The 24,989-nt window shown below is 66.1% G+C and carries 23 protein-coding genes and 1 tRNA gene; 16 read left to right on the top strand and 8 right to left on the bottom strand.

Features of this window, described 5'->3' with window-relative positions:
• Window positions 1-41: 41 nt before the first annotated feature.
• The gene (gene hrpB, locus AB4Z16_RS02635) at window positions 42-2,543 is read left to right on the top strand and encodes an ATP-dependent helicase HrpB (RefSeq protein WP_441509754.1); all 2,502 of its coding nucleotides are present in this window, start codon (window positions 42-44) and stop codon (window positions 2,541-2,543) included.
• 111 nt (window positions 2,544-2,654) lie between these two features.
• Here hrpB and AB4Z16_RS02630 read toward each other — a convergent pair whose 3' ends face one another.
• The 3 genes from AB4Z16_RS02630 to aroA all read right to left on the bottom strand — a co-directional run bounded on the left by AB4Z16_RS02630 (window position 2,655) and on the right by aroA (window position 5,566).
• On the bottom strand, window positions 2,655-3,461 hold the full coding sequence (locus AB4Z16_RS02630; RefSeq protein ID WP_441509753.1) for a DUF1194 domain-containing protein: 807 nt from the start codon (window positions 3,459-3,461) through the stop codon (window positions 2,655-2,657).
• Between the two features lie 117 nt (window positions 3,462-3,578).
• Window positions 3,579-4,226, bottom strand: a complete 648-nt coding sequence (gene cmk / locus AB4Z16_RS02625; RefSeq protein ID WP_441509752.1) for a (d)CMP kinase — start codon at window positions 4,224-4,226, stop codon at window positions 3,579-3,581.
• Complete coding sequence (gene aroA, locus AB4Z16_RS02620) at window positions 4,223-5,566, bottom strand: 3-phosphoshikimate 1-carboxyvinyltransferase (protein ID WP_441509751.1); 1,344 nt, start codon at window positions 5,564-5,566, stop codon at window positions 4,223-4,225. Before aroA ends, cmk begins: the two co-directional genes overlap by 4 nt.
• Window positions 5,567-5,907: 341 nt before the next feature.
• Between aroA and AB4Z16_RS02615 the strand changes: the two genes are divergently transcribed.
• Both AB4Z16_RS02615 and AB4Z16_RS02610 read left to right on the top strand, forming a co-directional pair.
• Window positions 5,908-6,300 carry a TIGR02300 family protein gene (locus tag AB4Z16_RS02615; RefSeq protein WP_441509750.1) on the top strand — a complete coding sequence of 131 codons (393 nt, stop codon included), beginning with the start codon at window positions 5,908-5,910 and terminating at the stop codon, window positions 6,298-6,300.
• Between the two features lie 168 nt (window positions 6,301-6,468).
• Window positions 6,469-6,544: transfer RNA gene (locus tag AB4Z16_RS02610), tRNA-Ala, on the top strand.
• Window positions 6,545-7,016: 472 nt separating this feature from the next.
• Here AB4Z16_RS02610 and AB4Z16_RS02605 read toward each other — a convergent pair.
• The gene (locus AB4Z16_RS02605) at window positions 7,017-7,574 is read right to left on the bottom strand and encodes a L,D-transpeptidase (RefSeq protein ID WP_441509749.1); all 558 of its coding nucleotides are present in this window, start codon (window positions 7,572-7,574) and stop codon (window positions 7,017-7,019) included.
• A gap of 127 nt (window positions 7,575-7,701) precedes the next feature.
• Window positions 7,702-9,369 (bottom strand): aspartate-alanine antiporter, encoded by a 1,668-nt coding sequence (gene aspT, locus AB4Z16_RS02600; RefSeq protein WP_441509748.1) that lies wholly within the window; start codon window positions 9,367-9,369, stop codon window positions 7,702-7,704.
• 261 nt (window positions 9,370-9,630) lie between these two features.
• On the opposite strand from aspT, the gene AB4Z16_RS02595 reads away from it, so the two are divergent.
• The 7 genes from AB4Z16_RS02595 (at window position 9,631) to AB4Z16_RS02565 (ending at window position 15,614) form a co-directional block, all read left to right on the top strand.
• Window positions 9,631-10,803, top strand: a complete 1,173-nt coding sequence (locus tag AB4Z16_RS02595; protein ID WP_441509747.1) for an ABC transporter substrate-binding protein — start codon at window positions 9,631-9,633, stop codon at window positions 10,801-10,803.
• Between the two features lie 118 nt (window positions 10,804-10,921).
• Entirely contained in the window at window positions 10,922-11,848 is a 927-nt protein-coding gene (locus AB4Z16_RS02590; RefSeq protein WP_441509746.1) for a branched-chain amino acid ABC transporter permease, read from the top strand.
• Window positions 11,845-12,834, top strand: a complete 990-nt coding sequence (locus tag AB4Z16_RS02585) for a branched-chain amino acid ABC transporter permease (protein WP_441509745.1) — start codon at window positions 11,845-11,847, stop codon at window positions 12,832-12,834. Before AB4Z16_RS02590 ends, AB4Z16_RS02585 begins: the two co-directional genes overlap by 4 nt.
• Entirely contained in the window at window positions 12,827-13,576 is a 750-nt protein-coding gene (locus tag AB4Z16_RS02580) for an ABC transporter ATP-binding protein (RefSeq protein ID WP_441509744.1), read from the top strand. The genes AB4Z16_RS02585 and AB4Z16_RS02580 overlap by 8 nt, the downstream gene beginning before the upstream one ends.
• Window positions 13,577-13,741: 165 nt before the next feature.
• Entirely contained in the window at window positions 13,742-14,440 is a 699-nt protein-coding gene (locus AB4Z16_RS02575; RefSeq protein ID WP_441509743.1) for an ABC transporter ATP-binding protein, read from the top strand.
• Window positions 14,441-14,641: 201 nt separating this feature from the next.
• Window positions 14,642-15,100: a cupin domain-containing protein gene (locus AB4Z16_RS02570; RefSeq protein WP_441509742.1), complete on the top strand. Its 459-nt coding sequence runs from the start codon at window positions 14,642-14,644 to the stop codon at window positions 15,098-15,100.
• A gap of 160 nt (window positions 15,101-15,260) precedes the next feature.
• Window positions 15,261-15,614, top strand: a complete 354-nt coding sequence (locus AB4Z16_RS02565) for a PilZ domain-containing protein (protein ID WP_441509741.1) — start codon at window positions 15,261-15,263, stop codon at window positions 15,612-15,614.
• On the opposite strand, the gene AB4Z16_RS02560 is transcribed toward AB4Z16_RS02565, so the two are convergent.
• Together AB4Z16_RS02560 and AB4Z16_RS02555 are read right to left on the bottom strand one after the other, a co-directional pair.
• Window positions 15,615-16,862 carry a flavin-dependent oxidoreductase gene (locus AB4Z16_RS02560; protein ID WP_441509740.1) on the bottom strand — a complete coding sequence of 416 codons (1,248 nt, stop codon included), beginning with the start codon at window positions 16,860-16,862 and terminating at the stop codon, window positions 15,615-15,617.
• 552 nt (window positions 16,863-17,414) lie between these two features.
• Window positions 17,415-17,639: a hypothetical protein gene (locus AB4Z16_RS02555; protein WP_441509739.1), complete on the bottom strand. Its 225-nt coding sequence runs from the start codon at window positions 17,637-17,639 to the stop codon at window positions 17,415-17,417.
• Between AB4Z16_RS02555 and AB4Z16_RS02550 the strand changes: the two genes are divergently transcribed.
• On the top strand, window positions 17,623-17,967 hold the full coding sequence (locus AB4Z16_RS02550; RefSeq protein WP_441509738.1) for a hypothetical protein: 345 nt from the start codon (window positions 17,623-17,625) through the stop codon (window positions 17,965-17,967). The two genes, AB4Z16_RS02555 and AB4Z16_RS02550, sit on opposite strands and share 17 nt — an antisense overlap.
• Window positions 17,968-18,105: 138 nt before the next feature.
• On the opposite strand, the gene AB4Z16_RS02545 is transcribed toward AB4Z16_RS02550, so the two are convergent.
• Complete coding sequence (locus AB4Z16_RS02545; protein ID WP_441509737.1) at window positions 18,106-19,107, bottom strand: helix-turn-helix transcriptional regulator; 1,002 nt, start codon at window positions 19,105-19,107, stop codon at window positions 18,106-18,108.
• Window positions 19,108-19,540: 433 nt separating this feature from the next.
• Between AB4Z16_RS02545 and AB4Z16_RS02540 the strand changes: the two genes are divergently transcribed.
• Genes AB4Z16_RS02540 through AB4Z16_RS02520 form a run of 5 tightly spaced genes read left to right on the top strand, consistent with a single transcriptional unit; the run spans window position 19,541 to window position 24,981 of the window.
• Window positions 19,541-19,819 (top strand): STAS domain-containing protein, encoded by a 279-nt coding sequence (locus AB4Z16_RS02540; protein WP_441510112.1) that lies wholly within the window; start codon window positions 19,541-19,543, stop codon window positions 19,817-19,819.
• A 5-nt stretch (window positions 19,820-19,824) separates the two neighbouring features.
• The gene (locus tag AB4Z16_RS02535; RefSeq protein WP_441509736.1) at window positions 19,825-20,190 is read left to right on the top strand and encodes a response regulator; all 366 of its coding nucleotides are present in this window, start codon (window positions 19,825-19,827) and stop codon (window positions 20,188-20,190) included.
• The gene (locus AB4Z16_RS02530) at window positions 20,187-22,241 is read left to right on the top strand and encodes a chemotaxis protein CheA (RefSeq protein ID WP_441509735.1); all 2,055 of its coding nucleotides are present in this window, start codon (window positions 20,187-20,189) and stop codon (window positions 22,239-22,241) included. The genes AB4Z16_RS02535 and AB4Z16_RS02530 overlap by 4 nt, the downstream gene beginning before the upstream one ends.
• Window positions 22,241-22,723 carry a chemotaxis protein CheW gene (locus AB4Z16_RS02525; protein ID WP_441510111.1) on the top strand — a complete coding sequence of 161 codons (483 nt, stop codon included), beginning with the start codon at window positions 22,241-22,243 and terminating at the stop codon, window positions 22,721-22,723. The genes AB4Z16_RS02530 and AB4Z16_RS02525 overlap by 1 nt, the downstream gene beginning before the upstream one ends.
• A 53-nt stretch (window positions 22,724-22,776) precedes the next feature.
• Window positions 22,777-24,981 (top strand): HAMP domain-containing methyl-accepting chemotaxis protein, encoded by a 2,205-nt coding sequence (locus AB4Z16_RS02520; RefSeq protein WP_441509734.1) that lies wholly within the window; start codon window positions 22,777-22,779, stop codon window positions 24,979-24,981.
• The last annotated feature ends 8 nt before the right edge of the window (window positions 24,982-24,989 follow it).

Genomic DNA, 24,989 nt, shown 5'->3' with positions numbered 1-24,989 from the left:
TGGCTTGCGCGCGACGCGAGCCTGCGCCACATCGGCCGGGCATGCGCGCCTTCGACACCGCCCTCCCGATCGATGCCGTTCTCGGCGACCTCGCAGCCGCCCTGCGGGCGCGGCCGAACGCCGTGCTCGTCGCCCCGCCCGGCGCGGGCAAGACCACGCGCGTGCCAATCGCGCTGCTCGACGAGCCCTGGACCAGGGGCGGCAAGCTGATCGTGCTTGAGCCGCGGCGGCTGGCGGCGCGCGGTGCCGCAAACCGGATGGCGCAGACGCTCGGCGAACGGGTCGGCGATACCGTCGGCCTGCGCGTGCGTCTCGGCTCCAAGATCGGTCCGAGGACCCGCATCGAGGTCGTCACCGAGGGCGTCTTCGCCCGGATGATCCTCGACGATCCCGCGTTGGAGGGCGTCGCCGCCGTGCTCTTCGACGAGTTCCATGAGCGCTCGCTCGATGCCGACTTCGGGCTGGCGCTGGCGCTCGATGCCCAGGGCGGCCTGCGCGAAGACCTGCGTATCCTCGTCATGTCGGCGACGCTCGACGGTGCGCGTGTCGCGAAGCTGCTTGGCGATGCCCCGGTGATCGAGAGCGAAGGCCGCGCTTATACGATCGAGACGCGCTATCGCAGCCGCGATCCGCTGAAGCGCATCGAGGATCAGGTCACCGAGACGATCCTGCTCGCCCTCAACGAGCAGCCGGGCTCGCAGCTCGTCTTCCTGCCGGGGCAGGGCGAGATCCGCCGCGTCGAGGAGCGCCTGCGCGAGAAGCTTCGCGACCCCGCCGTCGAGATAGCGCCGCTCTATGGCGCGCTCGACCAGCGCGATCAGGACCGCGCCGTGCTGCCGCCGCCGGCCGGCAAGCGCAAGATCGTGCTGGCGACGGCCATTGCGGAGACCTCGCTGACCATCGAGGGCGTGCGCGTCGTCATCGATTCCGGCCTCGCCCGCGTGCCGGTCTACGAGCCTGATATCGGCGTGACCCGGCTGGAGACCCGCCGCGTCAGCCGCGCCGCCGCCGATCAGCGCCGCGGCCGCGCCGGCCGTACCGAGCCGGGAATCTGCTACCGGCTCTGGGAGGAGGCCGCGACCGGCGCGCTCGAAGCTTTCGCCCGGCCCGAAATTCTGTCTGCCGATCTGAGCCCATTGCTGCTCGACTGCGCCGCCTGGGGCGTGGCTGATCCGACGACGCTGGCTTTCCTGGATGCACCGCCCGCTCCCGCCCTCAAGGAAGCGCGTTCCCTCCTCAGCAATATCGGCGCGCTCGATGCCGACGGCCGCATCACGCCGGACGGGCGCGCCTTGCAGGCGCTGCCATTGCCGCCGCGGCTCGCCCGCATGGTTGTGGCGGCCGCCCGCTTCGGCCAAGCTGACGCCGCGGCCGATCTCGCCGCCGTGCTGGTCGAGCGCAGTCTCGGCGGCGATGCCATCGATCTGGCTGAAAGGCTGGAGCGGCTCAGTCGCGAGCGCGGCGGCCGGGCCGGGGATATGCGCCGCCTCGCCGAAGGCTGGGCACGAACCGCTGAGCGAAGCGCCAGGGACAGGGTCGAAGCCGGCGAATTGCTTTCTGCCGGTCTCCTGCTCGCCTTTGCCTATCCGGATCGCGTCGCCAAGGCCCGCCCGCCGGGTTCCGGGCAATATCTCCTCGCCAATGGCCGCGGCGGCGCGCTGGAGCCGTCGCAACGTCTGGCGCGCGAACCCTATATCGTCGTCGCGGAAATGACCGGTGCGGCCCAGCAAGCCCGCATCATGGCCGCCGCCGCGATCACCGAAGCCGAGATCGCGACGCTCGTCGGTCACGGCCTCGCGCCTTTCACCATCGCCGAGCGTGAGGAAGCGAATTTCGACCGTACGGCCCGCGCGCTGCGGGTTCGGGCGGTGCGGCGTTACGGCGGGCTCGCCCTGTCCGAGCGGCCGCTCTCCGTCGCGGATACGCTGGGGAATGCCGAGGCGCTGGCCAAGGGCATTGCTTCGCTCGACATCGGTCTCCTGCCCTGGACGAAAGCTCAGAACCAGCTGCGCGAGCGCGCGGCCTTCCTGCGCAAGGCGGAACCGGAGGAAGACTGGCCCGACCTGTCGGACGAGGGGTTGGCACGTGAGCCCGAACTCTGGCTGGCGCCGCATCTCGTCGGCCGCGCCTCGCTCGCTTCGATTCAGCCTTCCGATCTCGATTCTGCCCTGGCGAGCCTGCTGCCCTGGGAGTTGAAGCGCCGGCTCGATGCCGAAGCGCCGACTCATTTCACTGCGCCGACGGGGTCGTCGCTCGCGGTCGACTACGCCGCCGAGGCCGGGCCGACCATTTCAGTTCGCGTGCAGGAGCTCTACGGTCTTGCGACGCATCCTGCCCTGGCCGGTGGACGGGTGCCGCTGGTGCTGGAGCTGCTCTCCCCGGCCCATCGGCCGATCCAGGTGACGCGTGACCTGCCCGGTTTCTGGCGCGGTTCCTGGGCAGCGGTGAAATCGGAGATGAAGGGTCGCTACCCCCGCCATCTCTGGCCGGACGATCCCGCCGCCGCGCTGCCGACGACGCGGGCCAAGCCCAGAGGCACCTGAGCGCCAGCGTTATTCTCGGGCAGAGCGAAGCGCAGACTCGAGAATCTCCGGGCGGGAGGGCGCTGGTTTTCGAGATGCTCGGGTCAGGCCCGAGCTGACGGTCGCCTCCCCTCAATTGCCCATGCGGTCGCGCCATTGCCGCTCGCCGGCAAGGCAGGAGGCCGTGTCGCCCGCCTGAGCCCTGTGAACGGCCGCATCGGCCGGCGCCTCGGCGATCTCGCGCAGCAGCTTGGTCTTGGTCGCCTCGACGAACTGATGCTTCTCGCGGATCGGGATGACGAAGGCGCCGATGCCGGTGACGACGCAGTCCTTGTAGTAGACGTCGAGATTGTCGATGTCGAAATAGCCAGCCTGCTTCAGCATTACCGGCAGGCCGTTGATCGCGATGCCCTTGGCGCCGGCCTCGTCGCGCGCCGCCGTCACTGGCCGCCCGTCATTGTTGGCACCATCGCCGGAGATGTCGATGACGCGCCGTATCGCCGTGACGTTGGCCTGTTCGAGCAGTTGCACGCCGAGATCGATCGCGCCCGAGATCGACGTGCGTCGTCCGCGCCGCGTCGGCGCCTCGCCCAGCTCCTCGGCAAAGGCGACGGCCGCGGCCGGGCCATCGATCACCTTCCATGGCCGCACGACGTATTGGAAGCTGGTGCCCGCCCATTCGAAATAGGTCACGGCGATCTTGCCGATCGCGCCCTTGGCGATCGCGTCATGGAGCTGCTTTGAGCGGAAGGCCTCGATATAGCCGTTGCGCTGCAGGGCAAGCTCGTCGAGGTCCATCGAATAGGAGACGTCGACCGCGAGCACGAGCGCGACATCGACTTCCTCTGGCGGAGCGCCGGCCGTCTGGGCCCGGGGCAGGGCGGGCTGCCAGAGCGCCGCCACTGCCAGACATGACAGACCGCACAGCCAGCGCCGCATCGCCACCTCCTTCGTCCTGTCGCGGAAAGGAGTGTGCCTCTGGCTGCGATGATCGCCAAGCCGGAAAATCCGGCTGCCGCCGCCCGTTTCGATAGCAAATGCGCGAGGAGGAGGGTCTCAACCGGCGCGGCGCCCCTCGACGATGTCGATGGCGGCCGCGACGGCCTCCTCGACTGTCAGCGCCGAGGTGTCGAGCGTGACGGCATCTTCCGCGGCCTTGAGCGGGGCATCGCTGCGCCCGGAATCGCGGGCGTCGCGCCGGCGGATATCGGCGAGGATGCCGTCGAAGGTCACGGCCTCGCCACGCCCGGCGAGCTCCTTGTGCCGGCGCGCGGCGCGTACTTCGGGCGTCGCGGTGACGAAGAGCTTCGCCGGTGCCTCCGGGCAGATCACCGTGCCGATGTCGCGTCCGTCGAGCACGGCGCCGCCCGCTTGCGCCGCGAAACGCCGCTGCCTTGTGAGCAAGCCGGCGCGCACGGCCGGTACGGCCGCGACAACCGACGCCGCCTCGCCGATCTCGCGACCACGCAGCCGGTCCTCCGGAAAGGCGGTCTCGTCGAAGCTGCCGACGACCTGCTCGGCCGCCGCTGCGTCGCGGATGTCGTGGCCGGCGTCGAGCATCGCCCGCGCCACCATCCGGTAGAGCAGGCCGGTGTCGAGATAGGGCAGGCGGTAATGGGCCGCGAGCCGGCGCGCCAGCGTGCCCTTGCCGGAGGCGGCAGGGCCGTCGACGGCGATGACGAGGTTGCGCTTGCCGGAGCTCATCCGATCCGGCCTCCGAGGCCGTACATCAGGGAGACGAAGCTCGGGAAGCTCGTCGCGATCATCCGCCCGTCATCGACCACGACCGGCTGCCGCGTCGCCAGCCCCATGACGAGGAAGCTCATCGCGATGCGGTGGTCGAGATGGGTCGCGATCGGGCCGCCGCCGCGCACCGGCCCGCCGCCCGAACCTTCGACGATCAGGTCGTCACCCTCGATGGCGCAGGTGACGCCTGCCGCCTTCAGCCCGGCCTCCACCGCCGCGAGGCGATCCGATTCCTTGACGCGCAGCTCCTGCAATCCGCGCATCCGCGTGGTGCCGTGAGCGAAGGACGCGGCCACCGCCAGCACCGGGTACTCGTCGATCATCGATGGCGCGCGCTCGGGCGGCACGGTCACGCCCTTGAGGCTCGAGGCCCGCACGCGCAAGTCGGCGACCGTCTCGCCGCCCTCATTGGCCTCGCGCTCGATGGTGATGTCGGCGCCCATCTCGAGCAGCGTCGTCAGCAGGCCCGAGCGCAGCGGATTGGTCATCACGCTTTCGATCAGGATGTCGGAGCCCGGCACGATCAAGCCCGCGACCAGCGGGAAGGCGGCGGAGGAGGGATCAGCCGGCACAACGATCGGCGCCGCCTGCAGCTCGGGCTGGCCCTTCAGCACGATGCGCCGGCCATGTTCGCCCTCCGGCGTCACGATGATTTCGGCACCGAAATGAGTGAGCATCTTCTCGGTATGGTCGCGCGTCGCCTCCGCCTCGATCACGGTCGTCTCGCCCGGCGCGGCCAGGCCGGCGAGCAGCACGGCCGACTTGATCTGCGCCGAGGCGACCGGCGGGCGATAGACGATCGGGATCGCCTCTTTCGGCCCGCGCAGGGTCAGGGGCACGCGCCCGCCCTCCTGCTGCGAGACGACGACCGTGCCCATCTGCTCAAGCGGGTCGAGGATACGCCGCATTGGCCGCTTGCGCAGCGAGGCGTCGCCGTCGAAGGTCGTGGTGATCGGATGCGAGCCGCAGACGCCCATCATCAGCCGCGAGCCGGTGCCGGCATTGCCGAAATCGAGCACATCAGCCGGTTCGCGCAGACCACCGACACCGACGCCTTGCACACGCCACACCCCAGGGCCATCGTGATGGACGATCGCGCCGAGCGCCCGCGCGGCAGCGGCAGTGCGCATCACGTCCTCGCCTTCGAGCAGGCCGATGACCTTGGTTTCGCCGATCGCCAGCAGGCCGAAGATCATCGCCCGGTGCGAGATCGACTTGTCGCCGGGCACCCGGACCCGGCCCTTGAGCGGGCCCTCAGTGCGGGCGGTGACGGGGACGGGTTCGTGGTCGTGGGACACGGGGTCGGGGTCTCTGCGCTCCGGAAGCAACGTATGCGTGCCCGCCCTGGAGCACGCGCCGATCGGATTGCCATGCAACCTGATCGGATCACGCGTTCTCTATCGGTATGTGAGAGACGGATTCACCGATCAGGTTGCTTCAACCTGACCGGATTCGGCTCTAGCACGCTGGCGCAAGCCGCGCCAATGCGCGGTCGCGCCGTCGCCTGACGGGCGGTTGAAACGGTTCCGCTCTTGCGCGCAGTTGCCGCATAGATCAAATCAGCATTTGACAGCGCGGCGCGCCCCGACTAACGGACGCGCCTGCTTTTCAGAACATGATGATTGAAGGGTCCGACGCAGTGGCGAAACCGGAACTCGGAACGAAGCGCGTTTGCCCGGTCACGGGGCGCAAGTTCTATGATTTGAACAAGGATCCCATCGTCTCGCCCTATACGGGGCAGGCGTATCCGCGGACGATGTTCGAGCCGCAGGCCAAGGCGCCTAGCAAGCCGGCGGCCGAAGAGGAGGAGGAGACCGAGGTTGCCGATGGCGCGGTCGAGATCGTCTCGCTCGACGAAGCCGATGCGGAAGCGTCGGAGAAGGACGCCGTCGTCACGACCGAGGACGACATCGAGGTCGAAGACGACATCGGCGCTGAGGACGACGACACCTTCCTCGAGGAAGATGAGGAAGGCGACGACGACGTTTCCGACCTGATCGACGGGGATATCGAGGGCGACGAGGACAACTGATCCACAGCCTCGAAAAAAGATGACGACAAGGCGACATTAAGCGCTTGTGTCTTCAGCCCGGGCCGCCTATAGACCGCTGCGTCGCTGGACGGCGGCCCGGACGGAACCACCGAGGTGGTTCGAAAGACCCGGTTTTGACGGCCGAATCCCAACTCGGTCGTCGCGTGTGGGGCCATAGCTCAGTTGGGAGAGCGCTTGAATGGCATTCAAGAGGTCGGCGGTTCGATTCCGCCTGGCTCCACCAAATCACTCTTCATCAGCATTGGTAGATGACCGAAGCCAGCCCTTATCCGGCTGGCTTTTGCGTTCTTGAGGCCGCGGCCATGTCGCAGTCCTGTCCGAAGCCGACCTCATCCAGAGAGCGGCAAACGTGGCACGACGGTCACACCAGCCGTGATCCGGTCGTCGCTCCTCGAAAGCCGTCTCGTGATCGGCGCGATGCTCGCCGCGTCCGCCTTCGCTCAGGCAGGTGCCGCCCGACGCAGGAAACGCGATCCAATCTGATGCAGCCGGGCAGCCGGACCGATTCGCCGATCCCTTGATCGCCCTTCTCGCCATGTCGGTCTTCGCGATGGCGATGACCGTACTCTTCGCCCTCCTGCCGAGATTGGAACCGCGTGCCAGCAATCTCGCTCGCTCCGCCTCGGCCTATGCGGCGACATGGCGGGCGGCAGAATCCGGTGCACTGAAGCGGGCTTCGGGTTGGTTAGGCAACCCTATCGAAGCACCACCACTTTCGTACCGAGCCGGACGCGGTCGTAGAGATCCATGACGTCGCGGTTGGTCATGCGGATGCAGCCGGAGGAGACCGCCGCGCCGATCGTGTCGGGCTCGTTGGAGCCGTGGATGCGATAGAGGCTGGATCCGAGATAGATCGCGCGCGCGCCGAGCGGATTGTCCATGCCGCCGGCCATATGGCGCGGCAGATCCGGGCGGCGCTTGAGCATCTGCGCCGGCGGCCGCCAATCCGGCCATTCGCGCTTCATCGAGACCGTCTTGGTGCCGGCCCAGCTGAAACCCTGCCGCCCGACGCCGACGCCGTAGCGCAGCGCCTGGCCTCTGCCGAGGACGTAGTAGAGACGCCGCTGGCTCGTCGAGATCACCACCGTACCGGGAGGCTGCTGGCCGCTCCACGGCACGACCTGGCGCGGAATCGGCTGTTCGCTGAAGATGTTGAGGAAATCCGCGAGGCCGCGGCTGAGTGCATTGCTATAGGCATGAGCCGGCCCTGAAAGAGCGAGAAGCCCGGCAGCGAGAATGATGGCGCGTAGCATGGTGATCCCTGCGGCGCCCCCCGCTTCGGATTTAAAGAGAAGACGGAAAACGAGGTCAAGGCTGGCCGGCGGCCGGGCGGCCAGGATCACGTGTCCGCAGTCTTCTCGTGCTGCGGCTGCCGCTGTTTCAGTGGATCAGCTCGATCATGCCGACGACGACGGGCCCCATCAGCGGCAGCAGCACGTTCGAGATCGCATAGGTCACGGTATAGCCGATCACGGGCGTCGAATTGCCTGCGAGCGAGACCAGCGCGCTGATCGACGGCGTGCTGCAATGCTGGCCGGCGATCGCCCCGAGCAGGATCGGTGCCTCGATCTTCAGCAGATGGTGGCCGATATAGAGAGAGATCAGGCCCGGTACGGCCGAAACCAGGATCGACAGCACCGGCAGCATCAGCCCGTATTGCTTGAGCAGCGCGAGGGCGTCCGGGCCGACGGAGAGGCCGATGGCCGCGATGAAGGTCGCCAGGCCGAAATCCTTCATGAACTCGGCCGCTGCGGGCGGAATGGCGCCGAGGAGGGGGCGGTGCATGTGCACCCAGCCGAAGACGAGCCCCGAGATCAGGGCGCCACCGCCGGTGCCGAGCGTCAGATTGAGCGGACCGACCTGAATCGCGAGTTCGCCCAGCAGGAGGCCGGCGACGACGCCGAGACCGAGCATGACGAAATCCGTCGCCGACGTTGTCGGCAGCATATGACCCAGTTCGGTCGCAGCCCGCGTGATCGCATCCTCGGATCCATAGAGCGTCAGGATATCGCCCTGCTCCAGCACGGTGCCGGGCAGGGCCGGGATGCTCTGGCCGAGGCGCCGCACGCGGGAAATGAAGACGCCCCGCCGCTGCTCGTCGCTGGCGAGCCGGCGCAGGTCGCGGATGCGCAGGCCGGCCACCTCGCGGCGCACGAGCACGACCTGACGCTCGACCAGGGGGACATTGTCGCCGGCCGGCATCGGTACCTCGACGCCGAAGCGCTCGCTGACCGCGATGACCGAGCGACGACGGCCGATGACCAGGACGACGTCATCGGGCTCGATCTGGGTTTCCGGCGTCGCCTTGATGAACCCCGAGCTGCGCCCGATCTGTTCGATCGTGACGACGCCATTGACGCTGCTTTCGAAGGCACCGACCGTGCTGCCGCTGACGGGGCCGGCACGGAAGGCACGCGAGACGATCTCGGGGACGCCGTTCTCCGTGCCGTTGTCGCCCTCCGCCCCAAGCTGCTGCGCCAGCGCCGTGGCCTCCTTGCGCAGATCGATCCCGAGCAGAAGCGGGGCGATCTGCGTCGTAAAGACCACGATGGCGACGAGCCCGAACAGATAGGTGACGCTGTAGGCGGTGGCCATATTGGCCTGCAGCCGGGAGATCTCGGCCGCTGGCAGGGCCAGGCGCGAGATTGCGTCGGAAGCCGTGCCGAGCACTGCCGATTCCGTCGCCGCGCCCGCGAACAGGCCCGAAGCCGTGCCCGCATCCAGATTGAACAGCAGCACGGCGACCGCGACCAGGGCCAGCACCGTCGCGACCTCGACGAAAGAGAGGACGCCGTAGCGCAGTCCGCCGCGGATATTGTTGAAGAACTGCGGCCCGGCGGTGAAGCCGAGCGCATAGATGAAGAGCGCGAAGGCGACGTTCTTCAGATCCGGGCTGATCGTCACCCCGAATTGCCCGAGGGCGAGGGCAACGAACAAGGTGCCGCAGACGCCGCCGACCTGGACGGGCCCCACCCTGATCTTGCCGATGAGATAGCCGAGAGCCAGCGAAATGAAGAGGGCGACGACGGGCTGTGTAACAAATGACACGGCGACACCCGGCTCGGAGGACGGAGGTTCCCAGATTATTAGCGTCGTATGAATTCGCAAGCGGTCGCGTTGGAATGCGCGCGCCCCACTGGCGTCCGGCGTCAGAGTGTGAATCATTTGGGCGCGGCGGCGCAAAATTTCTGCCGGGCAGACCCTTGCAGATATTTTAAGCTTGAAACATTATGCTCCGGCGTGAGCCATAGAAGTCCAAGGGAACCCGGCCGCGCCCCCTTTTCGCTCGTTCGTCCCGGGAGGGCATCGATGACGACACTCAAATTCGCACTCGCGCTGGGTTGCGGGGCGCTGGCATTCTCCATTGCATCCGCGCAGGCGCAGGAGCCGATGAAGATCGGCGTGGTCAGCGTGCTGACCGGCCCCGGAGCGGCGCTCGGCCAGCAGGTCCGCGACGGCTTCCAGCTCGCGGTCGACAAGAACGGCGGCAAGCTCGGCGGCGTACCGGTCAAGATCACCGTGATCGATGACGAATTGAAGCCGGACGTCGCGGTCGACCGGGTGCGGAGCTATGTCGAAAGCGAGAAGCCGGCCTTTGTCGTCGGCCCGGTCTTCTCGAACATCCTTGGCGCCATCGCCAAGCCCGTGCTCGATTCCGGTGCCTTCCTGATCAGCCCGAATGCCGGCCCGTCCACCATGGCCGGCAAGGCCTGCAACAAGAACTTCTTCGTCACCTCCTACCAGAACGACCAGGTGCACGAGGTCCTCGGCAAATACGCGCAGGACCAGAAGTATAAGACCGCCTACATTATCGCGCCGAACTATCAGGCCGGTAAGGACTCGCTCGCCGGCTTCAAGCGCTATTTCAAGGGCGAGATCGTCGACGAGGTCTACGCGCCGCTGAACGCGCTGGATTTCTCGGCTGACCTCGCCAAGATCGCCTCGACGAAGCCCGACGTCGTCTTCGCCTTCCTCCCCGGCGGCCTTGGCGTCAACTTCGTCAAGCAGTGGTCGCAGGCCGGGCTGCAGGGCAAGATCCCCTTCCTCTCCGCCTTCACGGTCGATGAATCGACCCTGCCGGCGCAGCAGGATGCGGCGGTCGGGCTCTATGGCGGCATGACTTGGGCGCCCAATATGGACAACCCGCAGACCAAGGCGTTCGTCCAGGCCTATGAAGCCGCCTATAAGATCGTGCCGGGTTCCTACGCCCAGCAGGCCTATGACGCGGCGATGTTGATCGATTCGGCCGTGAAGGCGGCCGGCGGCACCGGCAATCCCGACAAGCTGCGCGACGCCATCAAGAAGGCTGACTTCACCTCGCTGCGCGGCAAGTTCAAGTTCAACACCAACGGCTATCCGATCCAGGACTTCTACCTCGTCAAGGTCGCCAAGCGCGCCGACGGCAAGTTCCAGACCGAGATCGCGGAAAAGGTGTTTGCCGACTATGCCGATCCGCACGCCAAGGATTGCGCGCTGAAGTGACGCGAAGCGTCATCCTCGGGCGAAGCGAAGCTTCGGCCCGGGGATCTCTTCGTCACGAGATGCTCGGGTCAGGCTCGAGCATGACGTCTCATGACCGGCCCTGACGTAGGACCGCGCGATGACCACGAGCCTCCTGATCGTCCAGCTCCTGAACGGCCTCCAGTTCGGCATCCTGCTGTTCCTGGTCGCCGCCGGCCTGACGCTGGTCTTCGGCGTGATGGACTTCATCAACCTCGCCCACGGCGTCCAGTACATGCTGGGCGCTTATCTCGCCGTCACCTTCGTCGGTCTGACCGGCTCCTTCATGCTCGGGCTCGTGCTGGCGCTCGCGGCGGCGCTGCTACTAGGGTTGGCCTTCGAGTTCCTGGTCTTCCGCCACCTCTATGAACGGGACCATCTCGATCAAGTGCTGGCGACCTTCGGGCTGATCCTGCTGCTCAACCAGGCGGTGAAGATGATCTGGGGCGCGGCGCCGCTCTCGGTGCCGGTGCCGGAATTCCTCTCAGGCAACGTCCGGCTGCTCGGCGACGTCCTCTATCCCGTCTACCGCTTCGCCCTGATCGCGGCTGGCTTGGGCGTCGGCGCATTGCTCTGGTTCGTCGTCGAGAAGACCCGGACCGGCATGCTGCTCAGGGCAGGGGCTTCGAACGCGCCGATGGTCTCCGCGCTCGGCGTCGACATCCGCAAGCTGTTCATGATCGTCTTCGCCTTCGGCACAATGCTCGCCGGTTTTGCCGGGGTGATGGCGGCGCCGATCCTCTCAGTCGAGCCCGGCATGGGCGACACAGTGCTGATCCTCGCCTTCGTCGTTATCGTGGTCGGCGGCATCGGCTCGATCCGCGGCGCCTTCGTCGGGGCGCTGATCGTCGGGTTGGTCGACACGCTCGGCCGCTCCTTCATGAACGATTTGCTGCGGTTGTTCATGGCGCCGGCCTCGGCGCGGGCGACCGGGGCGGCCCTCTCCTCGATGCTGATCTATCTGGTGATGGCGGCCGTGCTGTTCGTGCGGCCGGAGGGGCTGCTGCCGGCCAAGGGGCGCTCATGAGCGCGGTTACGACGCCTTCGGCCATCGGGCGCCCGGCACTTCCCACCGCCCGCCGGCTGGCGCCGCTCGTTATCCTCTGCCTGCTGGCGCTGCTGCCATTGGCCACCGCGCTCGGCCTGCCCTCGCATTGGCTGACGCTGGTGACGCGGGCAATGATCTTCGCGATCGCGGCGCTTTCGCTCGATCTCATCCTCGGCGTCGGCGGTCTCGTCTCCTTCGGCCACGCGGCCTTCATTGGCATCGGGGCCTATGGCGCGGGCATCCTGATCACCGAAGGCCAGACCGAATTGCTGGTCGCGTTGCCGCTCATCCTGCTCGTCTGCGCGATCTTCGCGGCCGTCACCGGCTATGTCTCGCTGCGCACGCGCGGCGTCGCCTTCATCATGATCACGCTCGCCTTCGGTCAGATGGCCTTCTATTTCGCCCAGGCGCTCTCGGCCTATGGCGGCGATGACGGGCTGACGCTCTACGAGAAGAGCACGTTCCTGGGGCGGGAGATCTTCGCCAACCGCACCGGCTTCTACTACATCGCGCTCGGCACGCTGGCGGTCTGCTACTGGCTGGCGCGCCGGCTGGTCGCCTCGCGCTTCGGCCGCGTGCTGCGGGCGTCCCGCGAGAACGCCGTGCGCGTCACGGTGACCGGCTATGATGTCGGTCATGTCCGGCTCGCCGCCTATGTGATCAGCGGCATGATGGCGGGGGTCTCCGGCTTCCTGCTCGCCAACCAGACCGATTTCGTCAGCCCGGCCTTCATGTCCTGGCAGCGCTCGGGCGAATTGATCTTCATGGTCGTGCTCGGCGGCGTCGGCTCGCTCTATGGCGCGATCGTCGGCGCCATCGCCCTTCTGGCCGTGGAGGATGTGCTGTCATCGCTGACCCAGAACTGGAAGGCGATCTACGGACCGCTGATCATACTTTTCGTGCTGTTCACCCGTGGCGGCATTGCCGGCCTCATCGCCAAGCTCAAAGAGCCCGGCAATGGCTGAACCGGCGCTCGCATTGAAGGGGCTCGCCAAATCCTTCGGCGCGCTCAAGGTCACCAACGGCGTCGACCTCACCATCGCGCCGGGCGAGCTCCATGCGCTGATCGGCCCCAACGGCGCCGGCAAGACGACGCTGGTGCATCAGATCTCCGGGACGCTGCGGCCGGATTCCGGCGCGATCCTGTTCGGCGGCACGGACATCACCCGCCTGCCGCCGCAGAAGCGGGCGCAAGCGGGGCTCGCCCGCACTTTCCAGATCACCTCGACCATCGCCTCGCTCTCGGCGCTGGAGAATGTCGCGCTCGGCGTGCAGGCGCACAGCGCCCATCCGCTCTCGCTGTTCCGCGACGCCGCGCGCGACGAGGCGCTCAACGCACCCGCCTGGGAGGCTCTGGAGGCGGTCGGTCTCGCCAGTCGCGCCCATGCGCCCGCCGGCAGCCTGTCCCATGGCGAGAAGCGCGCGCTGGAGATCGCGATGGCGCTGACGCTGCGGCCGAAGCTCATCCTGCTGGACGAACCCTTGGCCGGTGTCGGCCATGAGGAGGGCGAGCGGCTGATCGCTCTGCTGCAGAGTCTCAAGGGCCGCTACGCCATGCTGCTGGTCGAGCACGACATGAGCGCCGTCTTCGCGCTCGCCGACCGCGTCACCGTACTGGTCTATGGCGGCGTGATCGCTTCGGGCGAGCCCGCTGCCGTCAAGGCTGATCCCGCCGTGCGGCAGGCCTATCTCGGCGAGGAGGGCTGAGATGGCGGTCTATTACTCTCGCCTTGTCATTCCGGGGCTTCGCGAAGCGAAGAACCCGGAACCCACGACCGGGCGAGCCAGTTTGGACACTGCGGGATTGTCGGACCCAGTCGTGGGTTCCGGGTTCGCTGCGCGCCCCGGAATGACAAAGGCCGGCTACGCGCCATGTTGACCGTCGAAGGGCTCGATGCCGGCTATGGCGAAGCGCAGATCCTGTTCGGCGTTGATCTTGCTGTCGGCGAAGGCGAGGTGGTGACGCTGCTCGGCCGCAACGGCATGGGCAAGACCACGACGGTGCGCGCCATCATGGGGCTGCTGCCGACTCGGGCCGGGCGTATCGCCTTCGGCGGCCGAGACCTGACCGGCGCCCAGCCCTTCCACATCGCGCAGGCCGGCATCGGGCTCGTGCCAGAGGGGCGCCAGATCTTCCCGACGCTCTCGGTCGAAGAGAATTTGATTGCCACTGCGGCCGACCGTTCCGGCAAGAAGCGTTGGGACCTGGAACGGATTTACGCCTTCTTCCCGCGCCTCAGGGAAAGGCGGGAGAACCGCGGCAATCAGCTCTCCGGCGGCGAGCAGCAAATGCTGGCGATCGGCCGCGCGCTGATGACCAATCCCAGGCTGACCATCCTCGACGAAGCCACCGAGGGGCTCGCGCCCCTGATCCGCGAGGAGATCTGGAACTGCCTGACGGCGCTGAAGGCGGAAGGGGAATCCATTCTCGTGATCGACAAGAACGTCGACGCTCTCGTCCGGATCGCCGACCGCCATGTCGTGCTGGAGAAGGGCCGCGTCGTCTGGCGCGGCACCAGCGCGGAGCTACGCAGCGACAGTGCCGTGAAGGATCGTTTCCTGCATTTCTAGAGGGCACAGGACAATCGAGGTTTCGTTCCTTCAGTTATCGCACCCGCGCCGTCATCCCGGCCAAGCGGCGAAAGCCGCGCCGAGCCGGGATCCATCGAAGGACGCCGGCGCTCGACGATGGATCCCGGATCTCCGCTTCGCTGCGTCCGGGATGACGATGTGTTCTACGATCAACCGATCTTCAACAGAGAGGAAACACCTATGAAGCCGCTGACCGCCGGCGTGACGCGCGCCAATGAGGGCCTCGACGGAATCTCCTGGAACATCCTCGGCCAGACCTATGTGCCGAAAACGCTGTCGGAGGACAGCTTCTCCTGGCACGCCACCTTGCCGCCCGGCACCTTCGTGCCGCCGCATATCCACACGACGCAGGACGAGTTCGTCTACATGCTGGAGGGCCGGCTTGATCTCGTGCTCGATGGGCAGGAGAGCTTCGCCACTGCCGGCGACCTGATCCGCCTGCCGCGCAACGTGCCGCACGGCCTGTTCAACAAGAGCGATGCGACGGTGAAGTGCCTGTTCTGGGTTTCGCCGACCGGCCGGCTCTACGATCTGTTCTGGGGCATCCATTCCATGGCCGAACAGAAGCCGGCCGATGTCGTCGCGCTTTCGGCTAGGCACGAGGTCGACTTCCTGCCGCCGCCGCCCGACGGGGCGTGAGCGGGCGGCCGCGCGCGGGCGGCATCCATTCGCCACCGGCCGCTTCAGCCCCGGCCGGCGCTGCCGTTAAGGATGATCCATCGTTGAGCGTGTAAAAGCGCGCAGCCTCTGCTTAATGTTTTGCAATCTAAGGTTGTGAGTCCGCGGAGGGGCAGTCACCATGGATGCCGAACGTCGCCGAGCACCGCGCCAGCGCACCCTGCTGAGCGGAGTGGCCGCCTTCAACGGCGGGCGCTCCACCCTGGATTGCACGATCCGCAATCTGTCAGAGGCCGGCGCGCTGATGGTTCTGTCGGATGCGGTCGCGCTGCCCCAGGCCTTCGAGATCGAAATCCCGTCGCGGCAGCGTCAATATTCGGCCCGCGCGGTCTGGCGTAGCGGCGAGCGGATCGGCATTGTCTTCACCGAGCCGGCCGCGGCGGTGCCGCTCGACCTGATGCGCCGTCTCAAGGCTTGCGAGACGGCCAATGTCGGCCTGAAGGCTCGCATCCGCCAGTTGACCGAAGCCGGCTGATCAGCCCTTGCGGGCTGCGAGTTGCTCGGCCGAAAACCCTGCTTTGCCGGCATAGGACTTCACGATCTGCTCGCGCTTGGCATAGCCCAGCACGCGCTCGACATCGTCGAAGCCGTTCGGCGCCAGCGCTTCCACCGCGTCGATGACCCGCTCCGGCCCGCCGACCCGGTTCATCGCCACCACCTCGGCCGTCGCCGGCAGGCGCTGTGCCTCATAAGCCGCGAGCGCCTGGCGCGGATGCTCGGCCTTCACCAGCCAGTCGGCGAGGCAGCGCGCATCGAGGATCGCCTGTGAGGCGCCGTTCGAGCCGACCGGATACATCGGGTGGGCGGCGTCGCCAAGCAATGTGACGCGGCCATGGGTCCAGCGGGGCAGCGGGTCGCGGTCGCACATCGGATATTCCCAGAAGGTCGAGGTCGCGCGGATCAGCCCGAGAATATCCATGTCCGGCACGCTGAAGCGGCGCGCGAAAGGCAGCACGTCCTCGAGCCGGCCGGGCTTGGACCAGGCCTCCTTCGGTGGCGGGCGTTCGGGGTCGCCGTTGCGGATATTGACGACCCAGTTGGTGAGCCGCGTGGTCGTGCTCGCTCCCTTGCCGATCGGATAGAGCACCAGCTTGCCGGCCATGCCGCCAGCGATGATCATGCTCTCGCCGTCGAGGAAGACCGGCCAATCGCAGGCGCCGCGCCACATCTGGACGCCCTGCCAGCACGGCGGTCCCTGGTTCGGGAAGTAGCAGGCCCGTACGGCAGAGTGGATTCCGTCGGCGCCGATCAGGATGTCGCCGCGGGCGGTCTCGCCGGCCTCGCCGAAGCGCGCGTCGCTGAAATGGGCGGTGACGCCGCCCTCGTCCTGGATGAAGCCGAGCAGGCGGCGGCCGGTGAGGATCGCGTCGCCACCCAGACGCTCGGCGACGGCGTCGCGGATGACGCGCTGCAGCCTGCCGCGATGGATCGAGAACTGCGGCACCGGCGCCCCCGCATGCAGGCCCCGCGGCTCGCGCCAGACCGCCTGCCCGAAGCGATTCATGTAGACGAGCTCGCGCGTGCGGATGCCGGCCTCGTCGAGCGCCGGCAGCAGGCCGAGATCGGCGAGCTCCCGGATCGCATGCGGCAGGGTGTTGATGCCGACGCCGACCTCACGGATCTCGCTGGCCTGCTCGTAGACCGTCGCTGCGACCCCGCGCGCGTGAAGCATCAGCGCCAGCGTCAATCCGCCGATGCCGCCACCTACGATGATCACCCGCATATGCCCGTTCCCCTGGGTCTAATATTTTAAGTTTGAAATATAGGCGTTTGCGTTGTCAATCGCCGATGCTGGCGCCGTCTCGCCAGCCCGGCGCCAGCGCCACGCGCGATCGAAAGGTCGGGTCTTCGATCTCGAAGACGGGCCGGCCCCGGGCGAGGTCTAACGCCGTGCGATCTGCCGGAAGGATTGCCGGAAAACCGCGGCTCCCCAGCGCATATGCTTACCCAAAGGGAACTTGTGCAGCGTTGTCCGCGTTATTCCGTTGCGCGGCGTATAAGCCTAGCACCGCGCCACCTGAAGGGAGCCGGCCTTCCAGTTCCGGCCCCCTTCTTTTGTTTTGATCTCCCCGAAGCAATGACATCTCGGCCAGAATATCGGCGGCGAGTACCGCTTGAAGAGCGTTGGGCGAGATCATGCCTTAAGCCAACGAGCCAGTCCCGCCGAAGCGAAGCCGCCGGGAGATCGCTCGATCACTTGAATGATCTTGCGCGCCTGCCACCGAGGCACGCGGATGACGGTCTAGCCGTTGCGGCCAGCGGGTTGGCAGTCTCCTCATTCCTGCCCGGCAATATCGGAGACGCCCTCTTCTGGTTGTTCGGAGGCTTTCCGCCCAACGCCGCGCATCATCGCGATCGAATCTTCATAGACCTTGATCGCATGGGAGAGCGCTTCAAACTCTTGCTCTTGTTCGCTTCCCGCTGTGGCGCCGCTCAAAGCCTGGGCGCGTTTTACCGCGGCAACGCATTCCTCCGGGTTGCGGATGATCAGCTTCGTCATGGCGATTCACCTTTCGGAGTTGGGTTCGTTCCCCTTTCGCCGCACCGACGCGCTCATCGTGCTGAGCACATCGCCCGGCGCTGTCAGGTTCATGGAACCGCGGACAGGGCACCGACATCTGAAGCATATCGGCAGTGGCGAGATCTTCCGCCAGACCCTCGGCAGAAATGACGGCGTGGCGAATGCAGTTGTTGCACCGGGTCCCCGCTCGCCGGAATCCCATGCTCGTGCCGGGCCGACCGTCGCGGCCGGACCATCGGCCCATCCGGATCATCGGGCGCGATCGCGCTCCAATGAGAACGATACGCCCAGAATCCGCGGCGCGTAGGCCGGCCGCAAGCCCTGCCTCATCGCGTCCCAGTTCCGTCGCGGCCAGGCATTCCACGCGCGACCGGTGGTATCGGGCGCAAGCACGACGAAAACGTGCCGATCATTGCATCCGATTCCAATTCGCGGGTGCTCGTGATTACGGGAATTGGCCGAGTTGAGCGCGCAGCGCGACCGCGTTCACGCCAAAGGCTGCCTCGAACTGCGCATTGAAGCGAGTGAAATTGGAGAAGCGCCAGCGGCGGGCAATCTCTCCGACGGATTCACCAGAATTGCCTTCGATCTCGCGTCGGACGCCCTCCAGCCGCACCGACCGTTCGTATTCCGAGATCGACACCCTCAGAAACTTCTGAAAGCCGTACTGCAGAGCCCGCAAGCTGACGCCGGCGACCGCAGCGAGCTCCTCGGGAGTGATCGGCCGGCGGGCATTCTCCCGGATGAATTCGATCGTCCGCTTGACGTGCTTTGGGGCGATGACATGGGAGCTCCGTTCCAGCGCCTTGGTATGGTTATGGGGCAGAACCTCGAGAATGAGATCGGCCAGCAGGGCGCTCAAACGTCGCGCGCCATGCCGGGAATCCTGCAGCAATTCCACCAGCATCGACAGATCGAGCCCCATCAGGAAGCATCTCAGGGCGCCGACCGAAGGCTGCTCGAGGTCGAGCTCGGCCTCGAATCTGAGCTTGTGCATGACCGGCGCCCCTGTCAGTTCGAACAGGCGGTTGGTCAGCAGGTTTCTGTCGAGGAGGACGGAATAGTTTTCGGAGTGAGCCGAGCGATGCAGCGCCTTGGTCTCGCCGACGTCGAAAATCGCCGCCTGCAGCCTTTCGCAGCGAATGACGCGATCCTCAAGTTCGATGTTTGTCGCCCCCTTGAGCGCCAGCAGAAGCTCGTATCCACATGGGCTCTGCCGCGGCTGGATCTCGACCGGATCCTCGAAGCTCGTCCGGGTGAAGACAATGCCATCCGACGCATGATTGAGCGTGCTGATCTCAATGCGTCCCGAGGGCCTGTTCGGCTGCGAGATCGCGATGCTCGCTCCGAATGCTGCAAAGTGCTCCATCGCTTCGTTGGGGTCGTGGGTGACGAAGTGATGCAGTGCCTGCCGCCGCGCCGGTGCGCGGTGATAGTGTCGTGTCATCACGCCACTCTCGATCTCGGCGCGCGGCCCGGACAATTAACGGCGGCAAGCTTGCTGCCGCGCGCTTGGCCGCATGGCGGCGCCGGATATCCCAGGTGTCGACCCATCCAGAAATTCCTAGGCCAGGCGGATCGCCTGAATCCGCCGTCGTTTTTTTTGCGGTAGGCGTAGCAAGGAGACAGATTGCGCAACTTGGATTCGCCGGGCGCAACCGCCTGACAAACAGCGCAACATCTGATTCGCGATTAATATATTGATCAGAATTGAACGTAAAGCTGGGCTTGTTAAAACGTTTCAGGTCTAAACCATCTCAATTGTTCGCGTGTAATTCTGCCAACTAATGGCTGAATTCCACATTAGATCGCAGATGAGATCTCGGTGACCGGAAGGAACGTGCGCCCAAGCATAAAAGGTTCGATTCGTGCTGACGTTAATGCTTCCGCGGGATTGCTCGCTCCGAACGGTGCGCCACCTGTTCGATGAGATCAGCTCTGCTGTCCAGGCGGAGGCGGAGGTCGAAATCGATTGTTCGGCCCTCAGCATGATCGACCTCGCCGGGCTTCAGCTCCTGGTTTCGGCCGGCCGCACCGCACGTGCCGCGGGCAAGCGCATCAGTCTGCGGGGGCCGTCCGAAATCTTGAACGCCGCGCTGGCGCGCGCAGGGATCTCGCCCGCGCAGCTCGGTGACTGCAATCTCACCAACAAGGCTTGAGTGGCATGGCGTCAATTCTGACTGTCGACGATTCCCCGAGCGTGCGGCAGATGATCAAGCTCGTGCTGGCGCCCTCCGGCCATAGGGTGGTGGAGGCGGGCGATGGTTCCGAAGGCTTGGCCAAGGCGAAGGCGGAGCGCTTCGAACTCGTCATCACCGATCTGAACATGCCTGTGATGAACGGCCTCGAGATGATCCGCAGCTTGCGTGCGCTCCCGTCCTTCACGGGAGTGCCGATCGTCTTCCTCACAACCGAGTCCGATGACGGGATCAAGCAGCAGGCAAAGGCCGCGGGTGCGACCGGGTGGATCACCAAGCCTTTCAAGCCGGAGCAACTGCTTGCGGTCGTCGCCAAGCTGGTGCGGACATGATGGAGCTGGACCCGGCTGAAACATTCCGGCAGGAGGCCAGCGACCTGCTGGACAGTTTGGAAGCGGCGCTGCTCGATCTCGGTCAGACGCCGCAGGACAGCGATCTGATCGATGCGGCTTTCAGGGCGCTGCACACGATCAAGGGGTCGGGGGCGATGTTCGGCTTCGACCGGGTCGCCGCCTTCACCCATGATTTCGAAACCGCCTTCGATATGATCCGCAAGGGCAAGATCTCGGCGGAGCGTGACATCATCACCGTCTCCTTGGCCGCTAAGGACTATATTCGCGCGCTGATCGACGATCCCGACTCGACCGATCCGATCATTGGCGAGGCGATCGTCGAAGAACTCCAGGCCCTGATCGCCTCGGGCACGGCAGGAGCCGTAGCATCCCCCGCCAGCGTTGCTGCCGACGAGACTCCTGCCGCGCCTGCCGCATCTGGCACGGGCTGGCTGATCGAGATCGCTTTCGAGCCGGATATCCTGCGCAACGGCACCAATCCGCTGGTGCTGCTGGACGATCTCCGTGCGCTCGGCTCATGCACGGTTGCCGCGCATCTGGACGCCCTGCCGGACCTCGGCACGCTCGATCCGGAGACGTGCATGATCGCATGGTCGGTCGAGCTCGAAAACGGCTGCTCGCGTGAGGACATCGAGGATGTCTTCATGTTCGTCCGCGACGAGATGAAGCTTGGCATCGCGCCGCGCGGCCCGGTCGCGAGCGCGGATGCGCAGCATCCCACGACGATGGAGGGCGAGGGGGTGGTTGCCGCCGCGACCGCCGCTGCCGCCATTGCGAAAGAGTCGCAACCCGTGCCGGTGGAGCGTGCAACGGGTGAGCGGAGCGAGGCCGTCCGCCGTGGCGAGGACAAGACCTCGACCGTCCGCGTCCAGGCCGAGCGTCTCGATGAGTTGATGGACCGCGTTGGCGAACTCGTCATTGCGCAGGCGCGGCTCAGCCAGCTCGCTCATTCCGGAACCGACCTCGCGATCAAATCGATCGCCGAGGAAATCGAGCGCTTGGCGTCGGGACTGCGCGATTCGACGATGGGGGTGCGCATGGTGCCGATGGGTTCGCTCTTCGGCCGCTTCCGCCGTCTCGTCCACGACCTCTCGCGCGATCTCGGCAAGCCCGTCGATTTCATCACCGTCGGCGAGGATACCGAACTCGACAAGACGATGATCGAGCGTCTTGCCGACCCGTTGGTCCATCTCATCCGAAACGCGATCGACCACGGCATCGAAGCGCCTGAGACACGCGCCGGCTCCACCAAATCGGCGACGGGGCGCATCGAACTCGCCGCGCGCTATGTCGGCGCTCAAGTGCTTGTCACCGTGCAGGATGACGGCGCCGGGCTCGACACGGCCCGCATCCGCGCCAAAGCCGAGGAGCAGGGGCTGATCGCGGCTGGAGCGCCCTTGAGCGAGCACGAGATCCATCAGTTCCTGTTCCATCCCGGCTTCTCCACCGCTCGGACGATCTCCGCGCTGTCAGGCCGCGGTGTCGGCATGGACGTGGTGAAGCGCACGATCGAAGCCATGCGCGGCACGATCGATCTTGCGACCGTGCCTGGCTATGGAAGCACGGTGACGCTGCGGCTGCCGCTGACGCTTGCCATTATCGAAGGGTTGCTGATCCGCGTCGGGGAAGGGCGCTACATCATTCCGCTCTCGGCGATCGAGGAATGCGTCGAACTGACCGCGGCCGAGGACGCCCGGGCGCGCGGGCGCAACTTCCTGAACGTCCGCGGCGACCTCGTGCCCTTCCTGAGGCTGCGCGATCTCTTCGAGGCTGATGGCGAGGCCGACCCGCACCAGAAGGTCATCATCACCACGACGGGGGACACGCGCGCCGGCCTCGTCGTCGACCAGATCATCGGCAGCCATCAGACCGTGATCAAGTCGCTCTCCAAGCTCCATTCCGATGTCACGATGTTCTCGGGCGCGACAATCCTCGGCGACGGTTCCGCTGCGCTCATTCTTGACGTCGCTCAACTCATTTCGCTCGGCCAGAGCCGCGCCGAAACCGAAAAGACTCCTGAGGCGGCATGATGCGGATTCAGACACAGGGCAGCGCCAGCCATGGCGCGCAGCCTGCCGGGGAGATGCGGCTTCAGGTCCTGATGATTGGCCTCGGTGGCGAGATCTTCGCGATCGAAGCCGAGGCGGTGCGCGAGATCATCGACCCGGTCCCTGCGACGCGGGTTGCAGGCGCGCGCGCCTTCCTGCCGGCGCTGATCAATGTGCGCGGCAATGTCATCCCCTTGGCGGATCTGCGTCTGCGCTTCGGCATGGGACGGCAAGCCGACACGGCGGACACGCGCATCGTTGTCGTCGAGATCGAGATCGACGGTGATCCCGTTGCGCTCGGGATCATGGCGGACAAGGTCTACGAGGTGACCGAAATCTCGACGGCCCAGATCCAGCAGACCCCGCGCCTGGGAATGCACTGGCGGCCTGAATTCATCCGTTTCATTACCAAGTGGAACGACGAATTCGTGATCGTTCCCGATCTCGAGAAGATTCTGAGCTGAAGCGCTGCCAATCCAGCGCATGAAATCCTTACGTTGCTTATCGGGGACTGAGTATGAGATTGACGATCAAGACCAAACTGGCCGGTGCCTTCGGCATCGTCATCGCCTTGTCCATGGTGGCAGGCGGGCTTTCCTATCAAAAGCTGTCCGACATGTCCGAGACGCAGGGCGTGCTGATCAACTGGACCAACCGGCTGGATCAGATCAGCGACGTGCGCAGCATGATGAACAGATCGGTGCGTTCTGAAAAGAATGCCGTCATGGCGGCAACCGACAAGGAGATACTCGCTCAAGCCGCGAGTGCGGTTCAGAATCGCCTCGACGCCATGAAGCTCAAGGAGCAAATCCAGGCCCAGGCCGGCGAGGCCGGAAAACGCCGCTGGGAGGCTCTGACGCCCAAGATCAACCGCTTCTTCGCAGCGCAGGACGAGGTTATCCGCAACGCCAAGCTGAATTCGAACAACCGTGCCGCGGAACTCTGGGGCAGCGAGATGACGCCGCTCATCCAAGGCGTCACGGTCGCCTCCACGGCGGTCCTGAACGAGCTCACCAAGCCTTCCGCTTCGCCGGAGGCGCTGCGGTTGGCTCTCGATTTCCAGTCGGTGCGGCTGGAATGGCTGCGCTTGACGCGGTCGATCGGGCAGTTGTTCGGCGCGACGAGCGTGGCCGAGGTCGAGAAGCTGCAGAAATCGGCCGAGGCGCAGGCCCGCGACGTCCGCGCCGCGCTCGCCAAGGCGGCCGCCCCCTTTGCGGAGCAGGGGGTGTCGCCGGCAAACATGCTCGCTGCCTTCGACAAGGGGATCGATGCTGCCCTCCGGATCGCAGCCGTTGCGGGCGAGGCGGGGAACATCAAGGCCAGCACGGTTTCGATGGGCGAGGGCGGCGAGGCCGTCACCGACATGATGGCAGGCCTTGATGAGTATACCGACTTCATCAAGCAGTCGGCTGCCGCCGCCGCCAAGGAAGCAAGCGAACAGGCGGCCTTCGCGAAGACGCTCCTCATCGGCATCGTCCTGGGCTCGCTGTTGATCGCCATCATCGCGGCCACCTGGATTGCTCTTTCGATCAGCCGCGGCCTGTCGAGCGCGGTCGGACTGGCCAACGCGGTTGCGATCGGCGACCTCGGACAGTCGATCTCCGTGAAGAGCAAGGACGAGATCGGCGATCTGGTCACCGCGCTGAACGCGATGACGGCGAATCTCAGCGATACCGCCGCTGTCGCCAATGCGATCTCCAATGGCGACCTGACCGTCGAGGCGAAGAGGATGTCGGAGAAGGACACCCTCGGCATCGCTCTCGAGAACATGGTCGAGAAGCTGCGCGATGTCGTCGGCCAGGTGACCAGCGCCGCCGAGAACATGTCGGCGGGCAGCCAGGAGCTGTCGGCCAGCGCCGAACAGCTCTCGCAAGGCTCCACCGAGCAGGCCTCTTCGACGGAGGAAGCCTCCTCGTCGATGGAGGAGATGGCGGCCAATGTGAAGCAGAACGCCGAGAACGCCAGCCAGACGGAGAAGATGGCCACGCAGTCCGCGAAGGATGCCGAGGCGAGCGGTGTTGCGGTGGGCAAGGCGGTCGATGCGATGCAGACGATCGCCGCCAAGATCAACATCGTCCAGGAGATCGCCCGCCAGACCGATCTGCTGGCGCTGAACGCGGCGGTCGAGGCGGCCCGTGCCGGCGAGCATGGCAAGGGCTTCGCGGTGGTCGCCTCGGAAGTGCGCAAGCTCGCCGAGCGCAGCCAGGCGGCTGCAGCCGAGATCGGGACCTTGTCGTCCGATACCGTCAAGGTCGCGCAGGAGGCCGGCTCGATGCTGGCCAGGCTGGTGCCCGACATCAAGAAGACCGCCGAGCTTGTCGAGGAGATCACCTCCGCCAGCCGCGAACAGGATGTCGGCGCCGCCCAGATCAATCAGGCGATCCAGCAGCTCGACAAGGTGACGCAGCAGAACGCGGCAGCCTCCGAACAGGTCTCCGCAACCTCCGAGGAACTCTCGGCTCAGGCCGAGACGCTACAGGCCACGATTGCCTTCTTCCGGCTCGGCGAAGGCGGCGCGCGCAAGGACGGGCCGCGCCCGGCTGGGGTCGACAGGGCCGTCACCATGCTGCGCGGCAAGGCCACGGCCATGGCGAGCGCGCTGCAGCCGAAGCGGGCGCCTGCCTCCAGCACACGTCCGGCCAAGAAGGTCGTCAATGGCGGCTTCGCCTTTGACATGGATGACGGCGAGGACCAGCACGACGCCGCTTTCCACCGCGCCTGAGCGCATGC

This window comes from Allobosea sp. TAF32 (genome assembly GCF_052113585.1).
Taxonomy (GTDB): domain Bacteria; phylum Pseudomonadota; class Alphaproteobacteria; order Rhizobiales; family Beijerinckiaceae; genus Allobosea.
Note: the sequence above shows the minus strand (reverse complement) of the source record. Positions and strands in the feature narration are given on the sequence as shown.